Consider the following 17,118-nt stretch of genomic DNA (forward strand, 5'->3'; position numbering starts at 1 on the left):
GCCGGGACGGTACGCACGCCTGTACGAGGGCGGGGGCGGCGTAGCGGGCCGCCACCTGGACTTCGCCGTTCGTTCAGCGGCGGCCTCGCGGAGGCGGCTCCCCGGGTGGACCGACAGAGGTTGCCCGGGGCTGTGGAGCGTGGGTGTAATGGCCACGAGGGGGCCTTCCGTCTGAGGAGTACCCGATGCGCGTCGTCGAAGTGACCGCCTACGGCGGACCCGAGGTCCTCCGCATGGCCCGCCGGCCGAAGCCGGAGGCCGGGGCTGTCCCGGGCAAGGTACGGGTGGCCCTGAAGGCGGCCGGGGTGAACCAGGCCGACCTGCGGATCCGCGCGGGCCGGTACGCCGACGCGGTCGGCGACCTCAGGCCCCCGTTCGTCCTCGGGACGGACTTCGCGGGCAAGCTGCTCGATCCCGTGCCCGGAGAGCCGGGGATGACGGTCGGCACCCGTGTGGCCGGTTTCGTGCCCTGGTTCGAGATGCTGACGGGCGACGGCACGTACGCCGAGATCATCTGGGCCGACCCGGAGTGGCTGTCCCCGATCCCGGAGGACGTGGACTTCACGGTGGCCGCGTCGCTGCCGCTGGCCTCGGCCACCGCCCAGCAGGGCCTCGAACGGCTGAACCTTCCGGCGGGAGCGAGCCTGCTCGTGACGGGTGCGAGCGCGGTGGTGGGCCGCCTGGCCGTCCAGTACGCCCATGCGGCCGGGCTGCGGGTCGTGGCCGTCGCCCACGAGGGCGACGAGCCCGAACTGCGGGTCATCGGCGCGGACCACGTCGTGCCGCGAGGCATCCCCGAGGACATCGTCGCGAAGGTGCGCGCGGGCGACCCGGACGGGGTCGACGGGGTCTTCGACGGGGCGCTCATCGGCGCCGAGCTGCTCCCGGTGGTCAAGGACGGCGGCGCGTTCGCCGCGCTGGCCCCCGACCGGGTGCCGGCCGCCGAGCGGGACATCCGCGTCGAGACCGTACGGGCCGTCCCGGACGCGGCCCGGCTCACGGAGAGCCTGCGGAAGGTGGCGGACCGCGAGCTGATCACCCGGGTGGCCGACGTGATGCCCCTGGAGGAGGTCGCGGAGGCGCACCGCAGGGCCGAGGCGGGGCACCGGCCGGGCCGGATCATCCTGATGATCTGAGGGTGACCGGGGTCACAGGGAGAGGGGACTGGACCTCAACTTTGGTTGAGGAAGAAAGATCTCTTTCACCAGCCCCCGCGACTCCCCAGGAGACGAACCCCATGGCCACGCTGCTGCACATCGACACGTCCTTCAACGGCGACGACTCCCACTCCCGCGCCGTCACCGCCGCCTTCCGCAAGGCCTGGGAGGCGGAGCACCCCGAGGGGACGGTGATCTACCGCGACCTCGCGGCGGATCCGATCCCCCACCTGGAGGCCGCCGCCTACTACGCGGACAGCACGGCGCCCGCCTTCGCGCTGCGCGGGAGACTGATCGAGGAGGCCGAGCGGGCGGACGTGATCCTGCTCGCCGCGCCGATGTACAACTACACGATCCCCTCCACCCTCAAGGCGTGGCTCGACCACGTCTTCCTGGTGGGCCGCACCTCGATCACCGAGAACCCCTCGCTCGCCGGCAAGCGGGCCGTCGTCGTCACCAGCCGGGGCGGCTCCTACCGCGAGGGCACGCCCCAGCACGGCAACGACTACGTCGAGAACTACCTCCGGCTGGCCCTCGGCGACATGTTCGGCCTGGACGTCAGCTTCATCGCCCCCGAGCTGACCCTGGCCCCGCACGTCCCGGCGATGGCCGGACTCGTCCCGCTCTTCGAGTCCTCCCGTACGGAATCCCTCGCGGCGGCCGAGTCGCTGGCGAAGGAGCTGGCGGTGCAACTGGCCGCGTAGGGCCGCGCCTTCGGAGAACGACCCCACGGTGGCGCCGTGGGGTCGTTTTCTGGTCTAGACCTTGACAGGTTCAGACCAATCGCGCTTCGCTGTGGCTTCCCACCCGGACCCCACCCGGAAGGAAGTACGCACCATGCTGCGTAAGTTGGTCACCCTGATGGCCGCGCTCTGTACGGCCCTCGGCCTCGCGGTCCTCCTCCCCACCGCCTCGGCGGGCGCCGCCCCCGCCTGCGTGGCCGCCTGGAACTCGTCCAGCGTCTACACGGGCGGCATGACCGCCTCGTACAACGGCCACAACTGGTACGCCAAGTGGTGGACCCAGAACGAGCGCCCCGGCTCCTCCGACGTCTGGCGCGACGAGGGCGTCTGCGGCACCGGCGGGGGCGGCACGGACCCGAACCCCTCCGGATTCGTCGTCTCCGAGGCCCAGTTCAACCAGATGTTCCCGAACCGGAACCCCTTCTACACGTACGCGGGCCTCGTCGCCGCCCTCAAGTCCTACCCCGGCTTCGCCACCACCGGCAGCGACACGGTGAAGAAGCAGGAGGCCGCGGCCTTCCTCGCGAACGTCTCCCACGAGACGGGCGGGCTCTACTACATCGTCGAGCAGAACACGGCCAACTATCCCCACTACTGCGACACGACCCAGCCCTACGGCTGCCCGGCCGGCCAGGCCGCGTACTACGGCCGGGGCCCGATCCAGCTCTCGTGGAACTTCAACTACAAGGCGGCCGGTGACGCCCTCGGCATCGACCTGCTGAACAACCCGTGGAGGGTGGAGCAGGATCCGGCCGTCGCGATGCAGACGGGCCTCTGGTACTGGAACACCCAGAACGGCCCCGGCACGATGACCGCGCACAACGCGATGGTGAACGGCGCGGGCTTCGGCCAGACCATCTGGGCGATCAACGGCAGCCTGGAGTGCAACGGCGGCAACCCGGCCCAGGTCCAGAGCCGGGTCACCAAGTACCAGCAGTTCACCCAGATCCTGGGTGTGCCCGCGGGGGCGAACCTGTACTGCTAGAGGGTCAGACCAGCGACAAACGCGGTCCAGGCGGCGGGCTCCACGACGAACGTGGGCCCGTCGCTGACTTTGGAGTCCCGCAGGTGGACGGCGTGGGCACAGGTGGCGACTTCTACGCAGTTGCCACCGCCATCGTCGCTGTACGAGGACTTGCGCCAGGCGAAGGCGACCTCGACGCAGTCACCGCCGCTGGAGCTGCTGTAGCTCGACTTGAACCAGTGCAGGGGGTCGTTCATCTCGGTGCTCCCGCCAACCGTTCGATGAGGCCCAGCGACTTGCGCGGGTCCAGGGCCAGTGCCCGGATCTTCGCATACCGCTGCGTGTACCTACTCACCTTTGCCCGGTCGGTGACGAGCAGGCTCTCGTCCTGGATCTCCAGGTAGACGAGACGGTCGTGCTCCGGCGTCTCGACCACGTTCATCATGCCGTGATCGCCCACGTACTCACCGCTCAACCCCGCATCCAGCGGCAGGACCTGAAGGTTCACGTTCCTCCGTTTCGCGCACTCCGCCAAGTACCCCAACTGCTCCCGCATGACCTCCTCGTCGCCGATCGGCCGCCGCAACACCGACTCGTCGAGGATCAGCTCGATCTCGCACACCGGCTTCCGGTCGAACAACGCCTTCCGCGCCATCCGGCCGACGACCAGCTCCTCGACCCGTTCCGGGGACGGCTCCGGGTGGCCGCCCGCGATCAACGCCCGCGCGTACGCCTCCGTCTGGAAGAGTCCGTGGACGACGTGGTTCGCGTACAACCACAGCGCCACCGCCTTCTGCTCGATCGGCGCGTACCCCCGGAACTGCTCCGGCAGCTTCTCCAGTCGTACGAGTTCCCTCAGCTCCTCGAAGAAGCCCGTGCCGCCGCCGAGGCCCCGTTCGAGCTGGACCAGCATGTCGTCGCTCACCGGATGGATCAGCCGTTCCATCGCGCTGATCGCCGCTCCCGTGAAGCCCGTCTGGCTTCCCAGGTACTCCTGTGTCCAGCCCTTCTTCTGCCGCATTCTCTTCGCCACGGTGGCCGCCGTCCTGGCCGCAGGGCCCACCGTTTCCTTGTTCTCGGCTCGCGCCATTCACGCTCCCCATTCGGACTCAACCGATCTCAACCGGTCTCAACTGCTCCCCGCCGAATTCGACTGCGCTGAGGGCGTGTTGGCGCAGGTCAAGGGGTTGCCGACGCGCCCGCCGCAGTCGTGGAAAACGCTAGCGCCGACGCGGGAACATGGTGCTGTGAATGCAGAGAACCGGGAAGTTGATGTGAGTTGGATTCCTGTTTCCGGATTCCAACTCCGCAAGGCGGGCGTACAATTCGACGCCGTTCGAGTGGACGGTGACGAAGGGCGCCGGCTCGCCGACTGGATGGAGGCGCTCACCGGGGGAGACCCGGGGCCCGTGGTCATCGAGGCGAACGGCCGGCGCGGGGTCTACTTCCTCGTGCCGCCCGGGTCGACGGCCCGCCGGGCGTGGCCGCGCGGGGTGACGCGGTTCAACGCGGGGCCGGCCCATGTGAGTTACGTACCGGTGCCCGCCCTGACGGGCCGGACCTGGCCGCTGGCGTGGCGCTTCCCGCCGACGTGCGCGGACCGTTTCGTGCATCCGCTGCTGCTGCGGAGTGCGGTGAGCGAGCTGTTCACACCCTCTTGACGACCCAGGTCAGGGCCAGGGCGGGGGTCAGGCAGGAGACGAGGGCGTACAGCTGGTCGTGGCCCGCCACCTGGAAGTCGAGGGCCTTCGGGAGGAGCAGGACCAGGCCGGTCAGCAGGACGGCGAGGGCGGGCAGGTGGACGCCGGGGTCGAAGCGGCGCAGTCGGTGCAGGTCGTCCGCGCCGCCCATCACCTTGATGGTGAAGCCCGCGACCAGGATGAGGGGCCAGATCCAGAGCCCGAGGAAGGCGACGAGGAAGAGACGGACGGTGGAGCGTCTGCCGTTCTCGACGACAGGGGTGTTCGGGTCGCGGGGCGCGAAGTAGACGTCGACCTTGCGGCCTGGCCGGGGCGCCTTGGATCGGGTGTACACGCCCCGGAGGGTGACCTCGCGGGGGCCGGGCTCGTACGGGATCCGCAGGGTGAGGTCGGTGAGGTAGTAGGGGTCGTGGTCCTCACCGCCCTCGTGGAACTCCGGCTCGCTCGCGAGGCGGACGACGGTGACCTCGTACTCGGCGTACCCGGCGCGCTCCAGGCGCTCGGTCTCGCGGCCGTAGGAGCCGCTGACGGTGAAGGCCGTCAGGAAGGCGGCGAAGGTGGCGAAGGGGACGCCGAAGCAGAGCAGGTACCGCAGGACGGGGTTCGGCTTCCGGGTGTCCGGGCGGGGCTTGTGGAACGGGTCGCGTTCGCGGGCCCCGGCGCGGTACGAGGCGAGGACCCAGCCCACCGCGAAGAGCGCCGAGAGGCCGGCGAGGAGCAGCTCGGGCACGAGCGGCGGGTGCGGCGAGACCCCCCAGAGGGCGGCGACGACGGCGGCGGCCCCGCTGAGGACCATGCCCCAGCCGGTGACGGCGGTGGCGGCACTGCGCGCTGACGTGCTCATGGCGCGGAGCATAGACGGGGCGGGTCGTTCGATTGCGTGCATGCAGATATGCATGCAATCATGGGGGCATGGTTGCACTGCAGATTCGTGATGTGCCGGAGGAGATGCGCGACCGGCTGGCGGCCATAGCGGGTGAGCGCGGCCAGTCGTTGCAGGCGTACCTGTTCGACGTGCTGACGGACGAGGTGCGGCGCCGGGACAATCTGGCCGTGCTCCAGGGCTTCTCCCGTGGGCGGTACGGCACTCGGCTCGGTACCGCCGACGTTCTGGGGGTGCTGCGCGCCGAGCGTGCCGAACGGGATGCGGGACTCGGTGTGCCGGGAGATGACGAGTGATCGTCGTCGACGCGTCCGTCTTCGCGTTCTCGCTGCTCGACGAGGGGCCGATCGGGGACCGGTGTCGCGCGGCCCTCGCAGCCGACAGCAGGTGGATCGCGCCGGAGCACTGGACGATCGAGGTGCTCTCGGTGATCCGGGGCAACCTGCTGGGCGGAAAGATCTCCAAGGAGCACGCGGAGGACGCCGTCGCCGCCCTCGCCAAGCTGGAACCTGTCGTGCCGTTGTCGCGGGTGCTTCTCCCCCGGATCTGGGAGCTGCGGGGAAACCTCACCGCCTACGACGCGGCCTACGTCGCGGCGGCGGAGGCGTACGGCTGTGCGCTGGTCACCGCGGACGGCCTCCTGGCCCGTGCGTCCGGCATTCGCTGCCCCGTGGATGTGATCGCCGGCTGAGCGCCCGCCAGGCTGCTCACCGCCCCGACCGGCAACGTGTCGGGTCCGCCACGGTCTCGGTGGACAAGATGGTGATGGCCCGTCCCACCTGCGGTTCCTTACCCTCGGTCCCATGACCCCTCATGTCGAACCCGATCCTCAGGCCGGCGCGGCCGTCAAGGCCGCCGACCGCGCGCACGTCTTCCACTCCTGGTCCGCACAGGGACTGATCGACCCGCTCGCCGTCGCCGGCGCGGAGGGTTCGTACTTCTGGGACTACGACGGCAACCGCTACCTCGACTTCACCAGCGGTCTCGTCTACACCAACATCGGCTACCAGCACCCCAAGGTCGTCGCCGCCATCCAGGAGCAGGCCGGGAAGCTCGCGACCTTCGCGCCCGCCTTCGCCGTGGACGTCCGCTCCGAGGCCGCACGCCTCATCGCCGAGCGCACCCCGGGCGACCTGGACAAGATCTTCTTCACCAACGGCGGCGCCGAGGCCGTCGAGAACGCCGTCCGGATGGCCCGTCTGCACACGGGCCGCCACAAGGTGCTCTCGGCCTTCCGCTCGTACCACGGTGCGACCTCCACCGCGATCAACCTGACCGGTGACCCGCGCCGCTGGGCCTCCGACACCGGTTCGGCGGGCGTCGTGCGCTTCTGGGCGCCGTTCCTGTACCGCTCGCCCTTCTACGCCACCACCGAGGCGGAGGAGAGCGCGCGGGCCCTCCAGCACCTGGAGGACACGATCGCCTTCGAGGGTCCGGCGACGATCGCCGCGATCATCCTGGAGACCGTGCCCGGCACCGCCGGCATCATGACCCCGCCGCCCGGCTACCTGGCCGGCGTCCGCGAGATCTGCGACAAGTACGGCATCGTCTTCGTCCTCGACGAGGTCATGGCCGGCTTCGGCCGCACCGGCAAGTGGTTCGCCGCCGAGCACTTCGACGTCGTGCCCGACCTGATGACCTTCGCCAAGGGCGTGAACTCCGGCTACGTGCCGCTCGGCGGCGTCGCCATCAACGCCGAGATCGCCGCCACCTTCGACAAGCGGCCCTACCCCGGCGGCCTGACCTACTCCGGTCACCCGCTGGCCTGCGCCGCCGCCGTCGCCACCATCAACGTGATGGCCGACGAGAAGGTCGTCGAGCACGCCGCCCACATCGGCGAGAACGTCCTCGGCCCCGGCCTGCGCGAGCTCGCCGAGCGTCACCCGTCCGTCGGCGAGGTCCGCGGCATGGGCGTCTTCTGGGCGCTCGACCTGGTCAAGAACAAGGAGACCCGCGAGCCGCTCGTCCCGTACAACGCGGCCGGCGAGGCCAACGCCCCGATGGCCGCCTTCGGCGCCGCGGCGAAGAAGCAGGGCCTGTGGCCCTTCATCAACATGAACCGCACCCACGCCGTTCCCGCCTGCAACGCCTCCGAGGCGGAGGTCAAGGAGGGCCTGGCGGCCCTGGACGCGGCCCTCTCGGTGGCCGACGAACACACCGTCTGACCGCGGAACGGAGAGGCCCCTTCCGTCTGGACTAGGGTGTCCGGAACCGGACGGAGGGGGCCCGACCCATGCCCGCGAGCGGAGCTGTCACTCGCAACACCTTGCGACAGCAGATCGCGGACGCGCTCCGTGACGAAGTGCTCGCAGGGCGTCTCCAGCCGGGCGAGGAATTCACCGTCAAGCAGATCGCCGAGCAGTACGGCGTCTCCGCGACGCCCGTCCGCGAAGCCCTCGTCGACCTCTGCGCGCAGGGCCTCCTCGACTCCGACCAGCACCGCGGCTTCCGGGTCCACCAGTACTCGATCGCCGACTACCGGGGCATGGTCGAGGCCCGGATGCTCGTCGTCGACGGCATCTTCCGCCGCCACGCGCCCGCGACGACCCCGCCGCCCGAGCCCGACCACAACATCGGCGTCGCGCTCGTCTCCGTACGGCGCCGCGGCGAGGCCGCGGCCCGTGCCGCCCGCGCCGGGGACCTCGACATCCTCATCGGCTACGACATCCGCTACTGGCGCGAGCTGGGGCGGCTCGTCTCCGCCAACGACTACATCGCCGACTTCCTGCACCGGCTCCGCGTGCAGGCCTGGGTCTTCTCGGTGCCCTACCTGCGCTCCGAGCGGGACGTCCTCGGCTGGCTGTGGAGCGGACACGTGGACCTGGTCGACGCGATCACCCGCGGCGACGCGGAGGCCGCCGTCCAGGTCGTACGGGACTACAACGCGCACTCCCTCGAATGGGCCGACAGGCTGGAGGCCCGGACCGTCCGGTGATCCGGGTTGAGGCGGGGGCTCCGGGGGCAGGTGGTCAGCGGGTGGGCGTGGTCGGCCCGGCCGACTACCCTGGCCGTCCCTGCAACTGACGGAGAGCGAGCCTCCCTTGGCCTGTGACCTGTGGCTGGTCCCCCTCGTCGACGTGCTGTGCCACAGCCCCGACAATCCCTTCGCCGAAGAGATAGCCGCCTACGACGCCGTGCTGAGCGCCTCGGGCCTGCCGACCGTGCCCGTCTACGCGTACATGCCGGGGCTCTCCGGCGACGTCGCCCCGGTCGCCGGCTTCGACTACGAGGCCCTGCACTTCCTGCGCCGCGCCTACCTGCTCCAGATGTGCCAGCTGCCGGTCGAGCCGGTCGGCGAGCTCGGCGGGGACTACGAGCAGCTCCTGGAGATGTTCGAGGCGACCGCCCAGCAGTCCCACCTCGTCTGGCACTACGACCACGCGGGCGCGTACGTGCCGGTGGACTTCCCGGTGCCGCTCGCCAGCGACGAGCTCCTCGAAGGCGGCGGGCCGCTCGGCTCCTCGTACGGGCTGCTGCGGGAGCTGGAGTTCGTGGCGCCCGCCATCGGCATCGACCCGGCGAACCCGCCGGCGGCCCCGGAGCCGCCGGACCGGCCCACCACCCTGGAGGAGCCGGCCGCGGCCGTGCCGTACGAGGACCACCCGTTCGCCCGGGAGCGGCACGTGTGGCTGGGGCTGCACGCGGCGGCGACCCGGAGCCTCGCCCAGGGCTCGATGATCATCCTGAGCTGAGCCCCTTCGGCCCCCGCGTCATCACGGGCTGAGCCCCTTCGGCCCCTGGATCATCACGGGCTGAGCCCCTCCGGCCCCCGGACCGCCCTAGCGGGCCTCCGGGGGCCGCTGGCGCGGCATGTTCGGCCGGGTGCCCGGCGGCAGCGGGAAGCGGCCCGAGGGGTGCGAGCTCTCCGCCCTGGCCGGGACCACGCCGACCGACTGGAGCGCCAGCGGCGCCGGGCCCGAGCGGAACTCGACCATCCAGTCCGCCGTCTCGGCCCGTACCAGCTCCGTCACGTCCTCCGAGAAGCGGCGCAGCACGCCGAGACATCGCTCGGCCGCCTCGCTGGCCGTGCCCTCCGTGGGGCCGAGGACCTCCCGGACGCTCTCCGAGGCCCAGTCGAACTGGAGCGCCTGGAGGCGGCGCTGCACGGCCTGGGCTGTCGCCACGTCCCTTATCCAGCCGGACGTGAGCCCGAAGTACCGGTCGCAGGCCATGCAGGCGGCGCCGAGCAGCAGCGACAGATAGCCCCAGCCCGCGGTGCCCTCGGCGACCCCGGTCAGGTCGAGCAGCGGGAGCGCGGCGCCCGCGATCACCCCGGCGGCCGTGCCGATCCGCAGGATCCGGGCGGCGCGGCGCTTCCAGACGCGGTCGGAGAGGTACCACTCGGCGGTGCGCAGGGCGTTCCCCTCGACCCAGCGGTACAGCTCGTCGAGCCGTTCGGCCGGCTCGCCCCAGTCGCCCAGGGGGAACGGCGTACCGGTCAGATCACGGGTGACGTCTCCCCCGGGGGGCCCCGGCGGCTGCATCTCCGGCTGCTGGCTCACCGGGGGACTCCTCTGTTCAGCTCAGCGCTCGTGTCCTTCTGTGACGTGCGGTGCACGTGGTGCCTGCCCTTCCTACCGCCGAATGGTGGGCGATGGGCCCGGAATCCCGGGATTTCCGCCCGCAAGAGGGTCTTGATCAGGTAGAGAGGCCCGCAGTTTCTCACTCGAAAGAGTTGCGTCGGCACCCCGGTCGAGGAGCACGTAGGCTCGGCATACCGACGTTCCGATGACCAGGACGTTCCGACCAGCAGGAGTGAGTGACCGTGATCCCCGGTGGTGGCCAGCCCAACATGCAGCAGCTCCTCCAGCAGGCCCAGAAGATGCAGCAGGACCTCGCCCGGGCGCAGGCGGAGCTCGCCGCGACCGAGGTCGACGGCCAGGCGGGCGGCGGTCTCGTCAAGGCGACCGTCACCGGCTCCGGCGAGCTGCGCGGCCTGGTCATCGACCCGAAGGCCGTCGACCCGGAGGACACCGAGACGCTGGCCGATCTGATCGTCGCCGCCGTGCAGGCCGCCAACGACAACGCGCAGCAGCTCCAGCAGGCCAAGCTCGGTCCGCTGGCCCAGGGCATGGGCGGGATGCCGGGCCTGGGCTTCTGAAGCCCTTCTAAGGCTCGCTTCCAGCCACTACCGTAAGAATCAAGCACTCCCGAGAAGGGCGCTGACGGTGTACGAAGGCGTGGTTCAGGACCTCATCGACGAACTGGGCAGGCTGCCCGGCGTCGGTCCCAAGAGCGCGCAGCGGATCGCCTTCCACGTCCTCCAGGCGGAGCCCACGGACGTCCGTCGTCTCGCGCACGCGCTCCTGGAGGTCAAGGAGAAGGTCCGGTTCTGCGCGGTCTGCGGGAACGTGGCGCAGCAGGAGCAGTGCAACATCTGCCGCGACCCGCGCCGCGACCTGACCGTCATCTGCGTGGTCGAGGAGCCCAAGGACGTCGTCGCGATCGAGCGGACCCGCGAGTTCCGGGGGCGGTACCACGTCCTCGGCGGCGCGATCAGCCCGATCGAGGGCGTCGGCCCGGACGACCTGCGCATCCGGGAGCTGCTCGCGCGGCTCGCGGACGGCACCGTCACCGAGCTGATCCTCGCGACCGACCCGAACCTGGAGGGCGAGGCCACCGCGACGTACCTGGCGCGGATGATCAAGCCCATGGGGCTCAAGGTGACCCGGCTCGCGAGCGGCCTCCCGGTCGGCGGCGACCTGGAGTACGCCGACGAGGTGACCCTCGGCCGTGCCTTCGAGGGGCGGAGGCTGCTAGATGTATGACGACAGGGCCGGTGCGCTCGTCCGCGCGCTCTCAGGGAGGCTGCTCGATGTCTGACGCCACACTGCACTCCGTCACGCAGGACCCGGACGACTTCGCGGTCCAGATCGCCGACTCGATCGAGAGCTTCATCGTCGCCACGACCGAGGTCGCCAAGGGCGACGAGCCGGACAGCGCGGTGCCCTTCCTGCTCCTGGAGATCTCCCAGCTGCTCCTGGCGGGCGGCCGGCTCGGCGCGCACGCGGACATCGTCCCGGACGAGCGGTACGAGCCGGACACGGGCCCGGAGCCGGACGTCGACGAGCTGCGCGAGCGGTTCGCGGTGATGCTGGACCCGGTCGACGTGTTCTCCGAGGTCTTCGACCCGTACGAGCCCCGCAAGGCACCCGTCCCGGCCCGGATCTCCGACAACCTCGCCGACATCATCACGGACCTGCGCCACGGCCTCGCCCACTACCGGGCGGGCCGCACCAGCGAGGCGCTGTGGTGGTGGCAGTTCTCGTACTTCTCCAACTGGGGCCCGACCGCCTCGGCCACCCTCCGCGCCCTCCAGTCCCTCGTCGCCCACGTCCGCCTCGACCAGCCCCTCGCGGCCCTCGACGGCCTCGACACGGACGAGGACCTCACCGAGGACGACCTCGCCGAGGAGGCCGGCCGCGTGATGCTGGAGGAGATCGGGGCCCCGCTGGGCCTGCCCGGCCGGCCGGTCAGGAAGTAGCCCGCTCCACGAGGCGTACGAGGGCGCTGATGTCCTTCTCGTACGTGAACTCGCGCAGCAGCGTCCCCCAGCCGCCGTGGGGGGCGCGCCGCCAGACGAAGGTGTAGAGCACGGGCAGGCCGTCCTTCACCCGGCGCATGACGATCGAGCCGTACGCGTCGTACGTGCTGGTCGCGAGGAAGCTCGCGTCGTCGACGGACTCCCCGATGCTCGCGCCCTGCGCCTTCAGGGCGCGGAACCGGCCCATGAACATGTCCTTCGTGAGGGTCACGGTCCGGCCCTCCTCGTCGCAGCGGACGTTCTCGAAGGCGGGGTCGTACAGGGCGTCCAGTGCCTCGACGTCCATGGCGAGGCCCGCGTCCATGTAGGCGCGCATCCGGTCCACCAGGGTCTGGTCCATGATCGGCTCCTCTGCTCTCGGTGTCTGTGGTCCCACCGTCGCGGGGGCCACCGACAGACCGCCGACCGACGGCCGACAACCCACCGATGATCACTCCCTGAGCCGCTCGTCTCACCATGCGATATCACAGGGGCGTTTCCGGGTCCCTCGATAGACTGAGCCGATCGCAGCGCCGGCTGCGGCACAGACTGAGCGAGGAGCGCACGTGGGCCTTGTCGTGCAGAAGTACGGAGGCTCCTCCGTTGCCGATGCCGAAGGCATCAAGCGCGTCGCCAAGCGGATCGTGGACGCCAAGAAGAACGGCCACCAGGTGGTCGTCGTGGTTTCCGCGATGGGCGACACGACGGACGAGTTGATCGATCTCGCCGAGCAGGTATCCCCGATCCCTGCCGGGCGTGAGTTCGACATGCTGCTGACCGCCGGAGAGCGGATCTCCATGGCCCTGCTGGCCATGGCGATCAAAAACCTGGGCCACGAGGCCCAGTCGTTCACGGGCAGCCAGGCCGGTGTCATCACCGACTCGGTCCACAACAAAGCGCGCATCATCGATGTCACGCCGGGCCGGATCCGCACCGCCCTCGACGAGGGCAACATCGCCATCGTCGCCGGCTTCCAGGGTGTGTCCCAGGACAAGAAGGACATCACCACGCTGGGCCGCGGCGGCTCCGACACCACCGCCGTCGCGCTCGCCGCGGCGCTCGACGCCGAGGTCTGCGAGATCTACACCGACGTCGACGGTGTGTTCACGGCCGACCCGCGCGTCGTGAAGAAGGCGAAGAAGATCGACTGGATCTCCTTCGAGGACATGCTGGAGCTCGCCGCCTCCGGCTCCAAGGTGCTGCTGCACCGCTGCGTCGAGTACGCACGCCGTTACAACATCCCGATCCACGTCCGCTCGTCCTTCTCGGGGCTGCAGGGCACCTGGGTCAGCAACGAGCCGCAAGGGGACCGCAAGGTGGAGCAGGCCATCATCTCGGGCGTCGCCCACGACACCTCCGAGGCGAAGATCACCGTCGTCGGCGTGCCGGACAAGCCGGGCGAGGCCGCGGCCATCTTCCGCGCCGTCGCGGACGCCGAGATCAACATCGACATGATCGTGCAGAACGTGTCCGCCGCCTCCACCGGCCTCACGGACATCTCCTTCACCCTCCCCAAGGCCGAGGGCCGCAAGGCCATCGACGCCCTGGAGAAGGCGAAGACCGCGATCGGCTTCGACTCGCTGCGCTACGACGACCAGATCGGCAAGATCTCCCTGGTCGGCGCGGGGATGAAGACCAACCCGGGCGTCACCGCGGACTTCTTCCGCGCGCTCTCCGACGCGGGCGTGAACATCGAGCTGATCTCGACCTCCGAGATCCGCATCTCGGTCGTCACCCGCGCCGACGACGTCAACGAGGCCGTGCGCGCCGTCCACACCGCCTTCGGCCTGGACAGCGACTCGGACGAGGCCGTCGTCTACGGAGGCACCGGCCGATGACCCCGAAGCCGACGCTCGCGGTCGTGGGAGCGACCGGGGCGGTCGGCTCGGTGATGCTCCAGATGCTCACGCACCACGCGGACGTCTGGGGCGAGATCCGCCTCGTCTCCTCCCCCCGCTCGGCCGGCTCCAAGGCCTCCGTGCGCGGGGAGGAGTGCGAGATCCTCGCGCTGGACGAGGACGTCTTCGACGGCGTCGACCTGGCGCTCTTCCTGGTGCCCGAGGACGTCGCCGCCCGCTGGGCGCCGGTCGCCGTCTCCAAGGGCGCCGTCGTCGTGGACACCTCCGCGGCCTTCCGGGGCGACCCCGACGTGCCGCTCGTCGTCCCCGAGCTCAACGCGCACGCCGCACGGGTACGCCCCCGGGGCATCGTCGCCGGACCCGGCTCCACCACCCTCGCGCTGATCGTCGCCGTCGGCTCCCTGCACGCCGAGTTCGGGCTCGCCGAACTGGTCGTCACCGCCCAGCAGGCCGCCAGCGGCGCCGGAGCCGGACAGTCCGGGGTCGACGCGCTCCGCGCCCAGCTCGGCCTGGTCGCCGCCGAGGGCGAGCTGGGCACCCACCCCGGCGACGTACGGCGGGCCGTCGGCGAGAACACCGGCCCCTTCCCCGGCCCCCTCGCCCTCAACGTCCTCCCCTGGTCGGGCACGCCCGGCGCCGACGGAGCCTCCTCCGAGGAGGAGCACGTCCGCGACGAGACCCGCCGCATCCTCGGCCTGCCCGGCCTCCGGATCGCCGCCACCTGCGTCCGCGTCCCCGTCGTGACCGGGCACTCCGTCTCCGTGCACGCCCGCTTCGAACACCCCGTGCCGGTCGGCCGCGCGCACGAGGTCCTGGCGACCTCGCCCGGGGTCGTGCTCTACGACGACCCGGCCGCCGGAGACTTCCCCACCCCCGCCGACGTCGTCGGCACCGACCCCGCCTGGGTCGGCCGGGTCAGACGCTCCCTCGACGACGAGCACGCGCTCGACTTCTTCGTCTGCGCCGACAACCTCCGCAAGGGCGCGGCCCTGAACGCCCTCCAGATCGCGGAATCCCTTGTCACGGATTTGTGGGATCTGTGAACGACCTGTGAGCAAAAAGGCGTCAGATACCTCTTGAACTGCGGTGATGGGGTGTTCGACGATGCACTTCCCCCGTACTGCAACCAGAGTTGGGCGGGGCGCGTCTCTGCGTGCACCTACGACGGTGTGGCGCGGGACACGCTCAAAGCGGGGCATCGGGGGAGAACGGCTACACATGAGGACGAAGAGCTCGCCGTCGAAAAGGGTGGCGAACGCGTACAACCCTGTCGGGGGGAAGCGTGTCCAACAGGCGTGGCAGAGGTACTCGACATCGCGACCATCGCCCCGCTGCGCGGCGCGGGCACGGCGGTGCTCCCCGTGCGGAGCAGCGCCGGCGCACCCGTACGCGGCTCCGCGGTGCGTCCGCTCAGACGCCCCCGCGCGCTCGGCGGGCTGCCGGTGATCGCCCCCGTGCCCACCGGATCCCGCACCGGCTCCGTGGACGGCATCCCCTCGCCTCGTAAGAGCGCAGAGGCCGCCCCGGCCGCCGGCACCACCGTCGACCACCTGACCGAGACCTACCGCGCCCACTACCGGTCGCTGCTGGGTCTCGCCGCGCTGCTCCTCGACGACACGGCCTCCTGCGAGGACGTCGTCCAGGAGGCCTTCATCCGCGTCCACTCGGCGCGCAAGCGGGTCCGCGAGCCCGAGAAGACGCTCGCCTACCTGCGCCAGACCGTGGTGAACCTCTCCCGGTCCGCGCTGCGCCGCCGCATCCTCGGCCTGAAGCTGCTGTCCAAGCCGATGCCGGACATGGCCAGCGCGGAGGAGGGGGCGTACGAGCAGCTGGAGCGCGAGGACCTGATCAAGGCCATGCGCGGCCTCCAGCGGCGGCAGCGCGAGGTGCTCGCCCTGCGGTACTTCTCCGACATGACCGAGGTGCAGGTCGCCGAGACGCTCGGCATATCCCTGGGCTCGGTGAAGGCGTACGGTTCGCGGGGCATCGCGGCGCTGCGCGTCGCGATGGGAGCGACGACATGAGCGAGGCACCCGGCGGGGACGGCGTGGCCCACGAGAACCGTGACGGCGACGACGTCCCCGAGAGGCATGCCGCCGAGAAGGACGGCGCAGCCTCCGAGAACCCTGACGCCCTGGATGTACGTGACGACCCGAGTGGACAGCGCATGGTGAAGATCGAGCCCGGACCCCACGAGGGCGACGACGAACTCGCTGTGCGGAAGCTGTTCCAGGACGCCGTCGGCGGCCTCGAGCCCTCGCTCGGCTCCCTCGAACACCTGCGCAGGGCCGTGCCCGCGCGGCGCGCCCGCAAGCGGCAGGCTGTCGTCGGCGCCGCGGCCGCCGCCGTCCTCATCGGCACGGCCGTCCCCGCCTTCGTGCACGTCGCCGCCTCGGGCGGCCTCTCCGCCGCCAACCCGGTGAACGCGGGCCACGGCGAGCAGGCCCAGGGCGGCACCGGCTCCGAGACCGGCACCGAGGGCGGCAAGAGCCCCCAGGGCCCCGCGAGCAGCGTCTCGCCGAGCCCCGGCGCCGTCGGCGCCTCGGGCGGACCGCAGAGCCCCGGCACCGGTGGCAACGGCCCCCAGCAGTCCCAGGGCGCAGGCGCGGACGGAACCCCCCGGTGCACCGCCGGCCAGCTCGGCGTCAGCCGGGAGGGCGCCGAGGGCGCCGACGCCGAGGGCAAGGTCCACGGCACCTTCCGCATCGCCAACGTCTCCGACCGGGTCTGCCTGGTCGACGGCGCGGGCACCGTCTCCTTCGAGGCCCGCGGGGCGGCCGACCCCGCGCGGATCTCGGTCACCCGGCACACCTCGGGCGACGGCAGCGGGCTGCCCGACCCCTCGCAGGAGTCCTTCGCGCTCGTCCTGAAGCCGAAGGGCAGCTACGAGGTGAAGTTCGTCTGGATCCCCAGCGAGACCTGCCCGACCGGCGGCGGTGGCACCCCGACGCCGACGCCGACCACCCCGACCGAGCCGCCGCCCACGCCGACCCCGACCCCGACGCAGAGCCCGACGGACGACCCGACGAGCGGGGCGGGCGGCACCGAGTCCGGCGGCGCCGGCACCAACCCGGGCACCGGTACGGAAGCGGGCTCGGGCGCCGGCATGGCTCCCCAGCTGCTCCACGAGGACGGCGCCCCGACGGACGCCAGCGTCGTGGTCAGCCACACCGTGGAACCGGGCGGCGCGACGGCCTCGGCCGTGGTGCCGAACGCCTGCGCGGGCACGATCATCCGGACGGGAGTCCTCCCGGCCTCCTGAGCCGACGCCGGGCGGATGGGTGGGTGG

General features: G+C 71.2%; 21 protein-coding genes. 16 read left to right on the forward strand and 5 right to left on the reverse strand.

All coding sequences use genetic code 11. From position 1 onward, the window contains the following. Positions 1 to 185: 185 nt before the first annotated feature. The 3 genes from ACWGN5_RS13475 (at position 186) to ACWGN5_RS13485 (ending at position 2,885) form a co-directional block, all read left to right on the forward strand. Entirely contained in the window at positions 186 to 1,136 is a 951-nt protein-coding gene (locus tag ACWGN5_RS13475) for an NADP-dependent oxidoreductase (RefSeq protein ID WP_453514329.1), read from the forward strand. Positions 1,137 to 1,237: 101 nt separating this feature from the next. Beyond that, positions 1,238 to 1,861, forward strand: coding sequence for an FMN-dependent NADH-azoreductase (locus ACWGN5_RS13480; protein WP_453514331.1), 624 nt, complete (start codon positions 1,238 to 1,240; stop codon positions 1,859 to 1,861). A gap of 133 nt (positions 1,862 to 1,994) precedes the next feature. Continuing rightward, on the forward strand, positions 1,995 to 2,885 hold the full coding sequence (locus ACWGN5_RS13485) for a glycoside hydrolase family 19 protein (protein ID WP_453514332.1): 891 nt from the start codon (positions 1,995 to 1,997) through the stop codon (positions 2,883 to 2,885). On the opposite strand, the gene ACWGN5_RS13490 is transcribed toward ACWGN5_RS13485, so the two are convergent. Together ACWGN5_RS13490 and ACWGN5_RS13495 are read right to left on the reverse strand one after the other, a co-directional pair. Further along, positions 2,882 to 3,121 carry a DUF397 domain-containing protein gene (locus tag ACWGN5_RS13490; protein WP_453514333.1) on the reverse strand — a complete coding sequence of 80 codons (240 nt, stop codon included), beginning with the start codon at positions 3,119 to 3,121 and terminating at the stop codon, positions 2,882 to 2,884. The genes ACWGN5_RS13485 and ACWGN5_RS13490 overlap by 4 nt on opposite strands. After that, entirely contained in the window at positions 3,118 to 3,954 is an 837-nt protein-coding gene (locus tag ACWGN5_RS13495) for a helix-turn-helix domain-containing protein (RefSeq protein WP_453514334.1), read from the reverse strand. Before ACWGN5_RS13495 ends, ACWGN5_RS13490 begins: the two co-directional genes overlap by 4 nt. 157 nt (positions 3,955 to 4,111) lie before the next feature. Here ACWGN5_RS13495 and ACWGN5_RS13500 point away from each other — a divergent pair, with 157 nt between their 5' ends. Beyond that, a complete protein-coding gene (locus tag ACWGN5_RS13500; RefSeq protein WP_453514336.1) occupies positions 4,112 to 4,525 on the forward strand; it encodes a hypothetical protein in 414 nt (137 codons plus the stop codon). Here the strand turns inward: ACWGN5_RS13500 and ACWGN5_RS13505 are convergent. Continuing rightward, the gene (locus tag ACWGN5_RS13505; protein ID WP_453514338.1) at positions 4,512 to 5,408 is read right to left on the reverse strand and encodes a hypothetical protein; all 897 of its coding nucleotides are present in this window, start codon (positions 5,406 to 5,408) and stop codon (positions 4,512 to 4,514) included. The two genes, ACWGN5_RS13500 and ACWGN5_RS13505, sit on opposite strands and share 14 nt — an antisense overlap. Before the next feature lie 68 nt (positions 5,409 to 5,476). Between ACWGN5_RS13505 and ACWGN5_RS13510 the strand changes: the two genes are divergently transcribed. The 5 genes from ACWGN5_RS13510 (at position 5,477) to ACWGN5_RS13530 (ending at position 9,139) form a co-directional block, all read left to right on the forward strand. Then, positions 5,477 to 5,743, forward strand: a complete 267-nt coding sequence (locus tag ACWGN5_RS13510) for a hypothetical protein (protein WP_369145063.1) — start codon at positions 5,477 to 5,479, stop codon at positions 5,741 to 5,743. Beyond that, on the forward strand, positions 5,740 to 6,138 hold the full coding sequence (locus ACWGN5_RS13515) for a type II toxin-antitoxin system VapC family toxin (RefSeq protein ID WP_453514340.1): 399 nt from the start codon (positions 5,740 to 5,742) through the stop codon (positions 6,136 to 6,138). Before ACWGN5_RS13510 ends, ACWGN5_RS13515 begins: the two co-directional genes overlap by 4 nt. Before the next feature lie 112 nt (positions 6,139 to 6,250). Continuing rightward, positions 6,251 to 7,612 carry an aminotransferase class III-fold pyridoxal phosphate-dependent enzyme gene (locus ACWGN5_RS13520; protein WP_453514341.1) on the forward strand — a complete coding sequence of 454 codons (1,362 nt, stop codon included), beginning with the start codon at positions 6,251 to 6,253 and terminating at the stop codon, positions 7,610 to 7,612. Positions 7,613 to 7,680: 68 nt separating this feature from the next. After that, positions 7,681 to 8,382 carry a GntR family transcriptional regulator gene (locus ACWGN5_RS13525; protein WP_453514343.1) on the forward strand — a complete coding sequence of 234 codons (702 nt, stop codon included), beginning with the start codon at positions 7,681 to 7,683 and terminating at the stop codon, positions 8,380 to 8,382. 106 nt (positions 8,383 to 8,488) lie between these two features. Then, a complete protein-coding gene (locus ACWGN5_RS13530) occupies positions 8,489 to 9,139 on the forward strand; it encodes a hypothetical protein (RefSeq protein ID WP_453514345.1) in 651 nt (216 codons plus the stop codon). Positions 9,140 to 9,226: 87 nt separating this feature from the next. On the opposite strand, the gene ACWGN5_RS13535 is transcribed toward ACWGN5_RS13530, so the two are convergent. Then, a complete protein-coding gene (locus ACWGN5_RS13535) occupies positions 9,227 to 9,931 on the reverse strand; it encodes an SLATT domain-containing protein (RefSeq protein WP_453514414.1) in 705 nt (234 codons plus the stop codon). A 281-nt stretch (positions 9,932 to 10,212) separates the two neighbouring features. Between ACWGN5_RS13535 and ACWGN5_RS13540 the strand changes: the two genes are divergently transcribed. From ACWGN5_RS13540 to ACWGN5_RS13550, 3 genes are all read left to right on the forward strand, one after another. Further along, on the forward strand, positions 10,213 to 10,548 hold the full coding sequence (locus ACWGN5_RS13540; RefSeq protein ID WP_086825272.1) for a YbaB/EbfC family nucleoid-associated protein: 336 nt from the start codon (positions 10,213 to 10,215) through the stop codon (positions 10,546 to 10,548). A 67-nt stretch (positions 10,549 to 10,615) separates the two neighbouring features. Then, positions 10,616 to 11,215, forward strand: a complete 600-nt coding sequence (recR, locus tag ACWGN5_RS13545; protein ID WP_030747474.1) for a recombination mediator RecR — start codon at positions 10,616 to 10,618, stop codon at positions 11,213 to 11,215. Positions 11,216 to 11,262: 47 nt separating this feature from the next. Next, the gene (locus ACWGN5_RS13550) at positions 11,263 to 11,931 is read left to right on the forward strand and encodes a DUF5063 domain-containing protein (RefSeq protein WP_453514348.1); all 669 of its coding nucleotides are present in this window, start codon (positions 11,263 to 11,265) and stop codon (positions 11,929 to 11,931) included. On the opposite strand, the gene ACWGN5_RS13555 is transcribed toward ACWGN5_RS13550, so the two are convergent. Next, positions 11,921 to 12,331, reverse strand: a complete 411-nt coding sequence (locus ACWGN5_RS13555) for a hypothetical protein (protein ID WP_453514349.1) — start codon at positions 12,329 to 12,331, stop codon at positions 11,921 to 11,923. The two genes, ACWGN5_RS13550 and ACWGN5_RS13555, sit on opposite strands and share 11 nt — an antisense overlap. A 205-nt stretch (positions 12,332 to 12,536) precedes the next feature. On the opposite strand from ACWGN5_RS13555, the gene ACWGN5_RS13560 reads away from it, so the two are divergent. From ACWGN5_RS13560 to ACWGN5_RS13575, 4 genes are all read left to right on the forward strand, one after another. Then, positions 12,537 to 13,808, forward strand: coding sequence for an aspartate kinase (locus ACWGN5_RS13560; RefSeq protein ID WP_030323500.1), 1,272 nt, complete (start codon positions 12,537 to 12,539; stop codon positions 13,806 to 13,808). Continuing rightward, positions 13,805 to 14,872 carry an aspartate-semialdehyde dehydrogenase gene (locus tag ACWGN5_RS13565; protein ID WP_453514351.1) on the forward strand — a complete coding sequence of 356 codons (1,068 nt, stop codon included), beginning with the start codon at positions 13,805 to 13,807 and terminating at the stop codon, positions 14,870 to 14,872. Before ACWGN5_RS13560 ends, ACWGN5_RS13565 begins: the two co-directional genes overlap by 4 nt. A gap of 252 nt (positions 14,873 to 15,124) precedes the next feature. Then, positions 15,125 to 15,853, forward strand: coding sequence for a SigE family RNA polymerase sigma factor (locus tag ACWGN5_RS13570; RefSeq protein ID WP_453514353.1), 729 nt, complete (start codon positions 15,125 to 15,127; stop codon positions 15,851 to 15,853). Further along, positions 15,850 to 17,091, forward strand: coding sequence for a hypothetical protein (locus ACWGN5_RS13575; RefSeq protein WP_453514355.1), 1,242 nt, complete (start codon positions 15,850 to 15,852; stop codon positions 17,089 to 17,091). The genes ACWGN5_RS13570 and ACWGN5_RS13575 overlap by 4 nt, the downstream gene beginning before the upstream one ends. Positions 17,092 to 17,118: the final 27 nt, after the last annotated feature.

It is taken from the genome of Streptomyces sp. NPDC055815 (assembly GCF_053616475.1).

Excerpts from the sequence above, each read along its gene's own strand:
- ACWGN5_RS13535 (WP_453514414.1), bottom strand. The coding sequence starts at position 9,931 with ATGCAGCCGCCGGGGCCCCCCGGGGGAGACGTCACCCGTGATCTGACC.
- ACWGN5_RS13490 (WP_453514333.1), bottom strand. The coding sequence starts at position 3,121 with ATGAACGACCCCCTGCACTGGTTCAAGTCGAGCTACAGCAGCTCCAGC.
- ACWGN5_RS13575 (WP_453514355.1), top strand. The coding sequence starts at position 15,850 with ATGAGCGAGGCACCCGGCGGGGACGGCGTGGCCCACGAGAACCGTGAC.
- ACWGN5_RS13480 (WP_453514331.1), top strand. The coding sequence starts at position 1,238 with ATGGCCACGCTGCTGCACATCGACACGTCCTTCAACGGCGACGACTCC.
- ACWGN5_RS13505 (WP_453514338.1), bottom strand. The coding sequence starts at position 5,408 with ATGAGCACGTCAGCGCGCAGTGCCGCCACCGCCGTCACCGGCTGGGGC.
- ACWGN5_RS13485 (WP_453514332.1), top strand. The coding sequence starts at position 1,995 with ATGCTGCGTAAGTTGGTCACCCTGATGGCCGCGCTCTGTACGGCCCTC.
- ACWGN5_RS13495 (WP_453514334.1), bottom strand. The coding sequence starts at position 3,954 with ATGGCGCGAGCCGAGAACAAGGAAACGGTGGGCCCTGCGGCCAGGACG.
- ACWGN5_RS13525 (WP_453514343.1), top strand. The coding sequence starts at position 7,681 with ATGCCCGCGAGCGGAGCTGTCACTCGCAACACCTTGCGACAGCAGATC.
- ACWGN5_RS13520 (WP_453514341.1), top strand. The coding sequence starts at position 6,251 with ATGACCCCTCATGTCGAACCCGATCCTCAGGCCGGCGCGGCCGTCAAG.
- ACWGN5_RS13565 (WP_453514351.1), top strand. The coding sequence starts at position 13,805 with ATGACCCCGAAGCCGACGCTCGCGGTCGTGGGAGCGACCGGGGCGGTC.
- ACWGN5_RS13475 (WP_453514329.1), top strand. The coding sequence starts at position 186 with ATGCGCGTCGTCGAAGTGACCGCCTACGGCGGACCCGAGGTCCTCCGC.
- ACWGN5_RS13550 (WP_453514348.1), top strand. The coding sequence starts at position 11,263 with ATGTCTGACGCCACACTGCACTCCGTCACGCAGGACCCGGACGACTTC.
- ACWGN5_RS13510 (WP_369145063.1), top strand. The coding sequence starts at position 5,477 with ATGGTTGCACTGCAGATTCGTGATGTGCCGGAGGAGATGCGCGACCGG.
- ACWGN5_RS13555 (WP_453514349.1), bottom strand. The coding sequence starts at position 12,331 with ATGGACCAGACCCTGGTGGACCGGATGCGCGCCTACATGGACGCGGGC.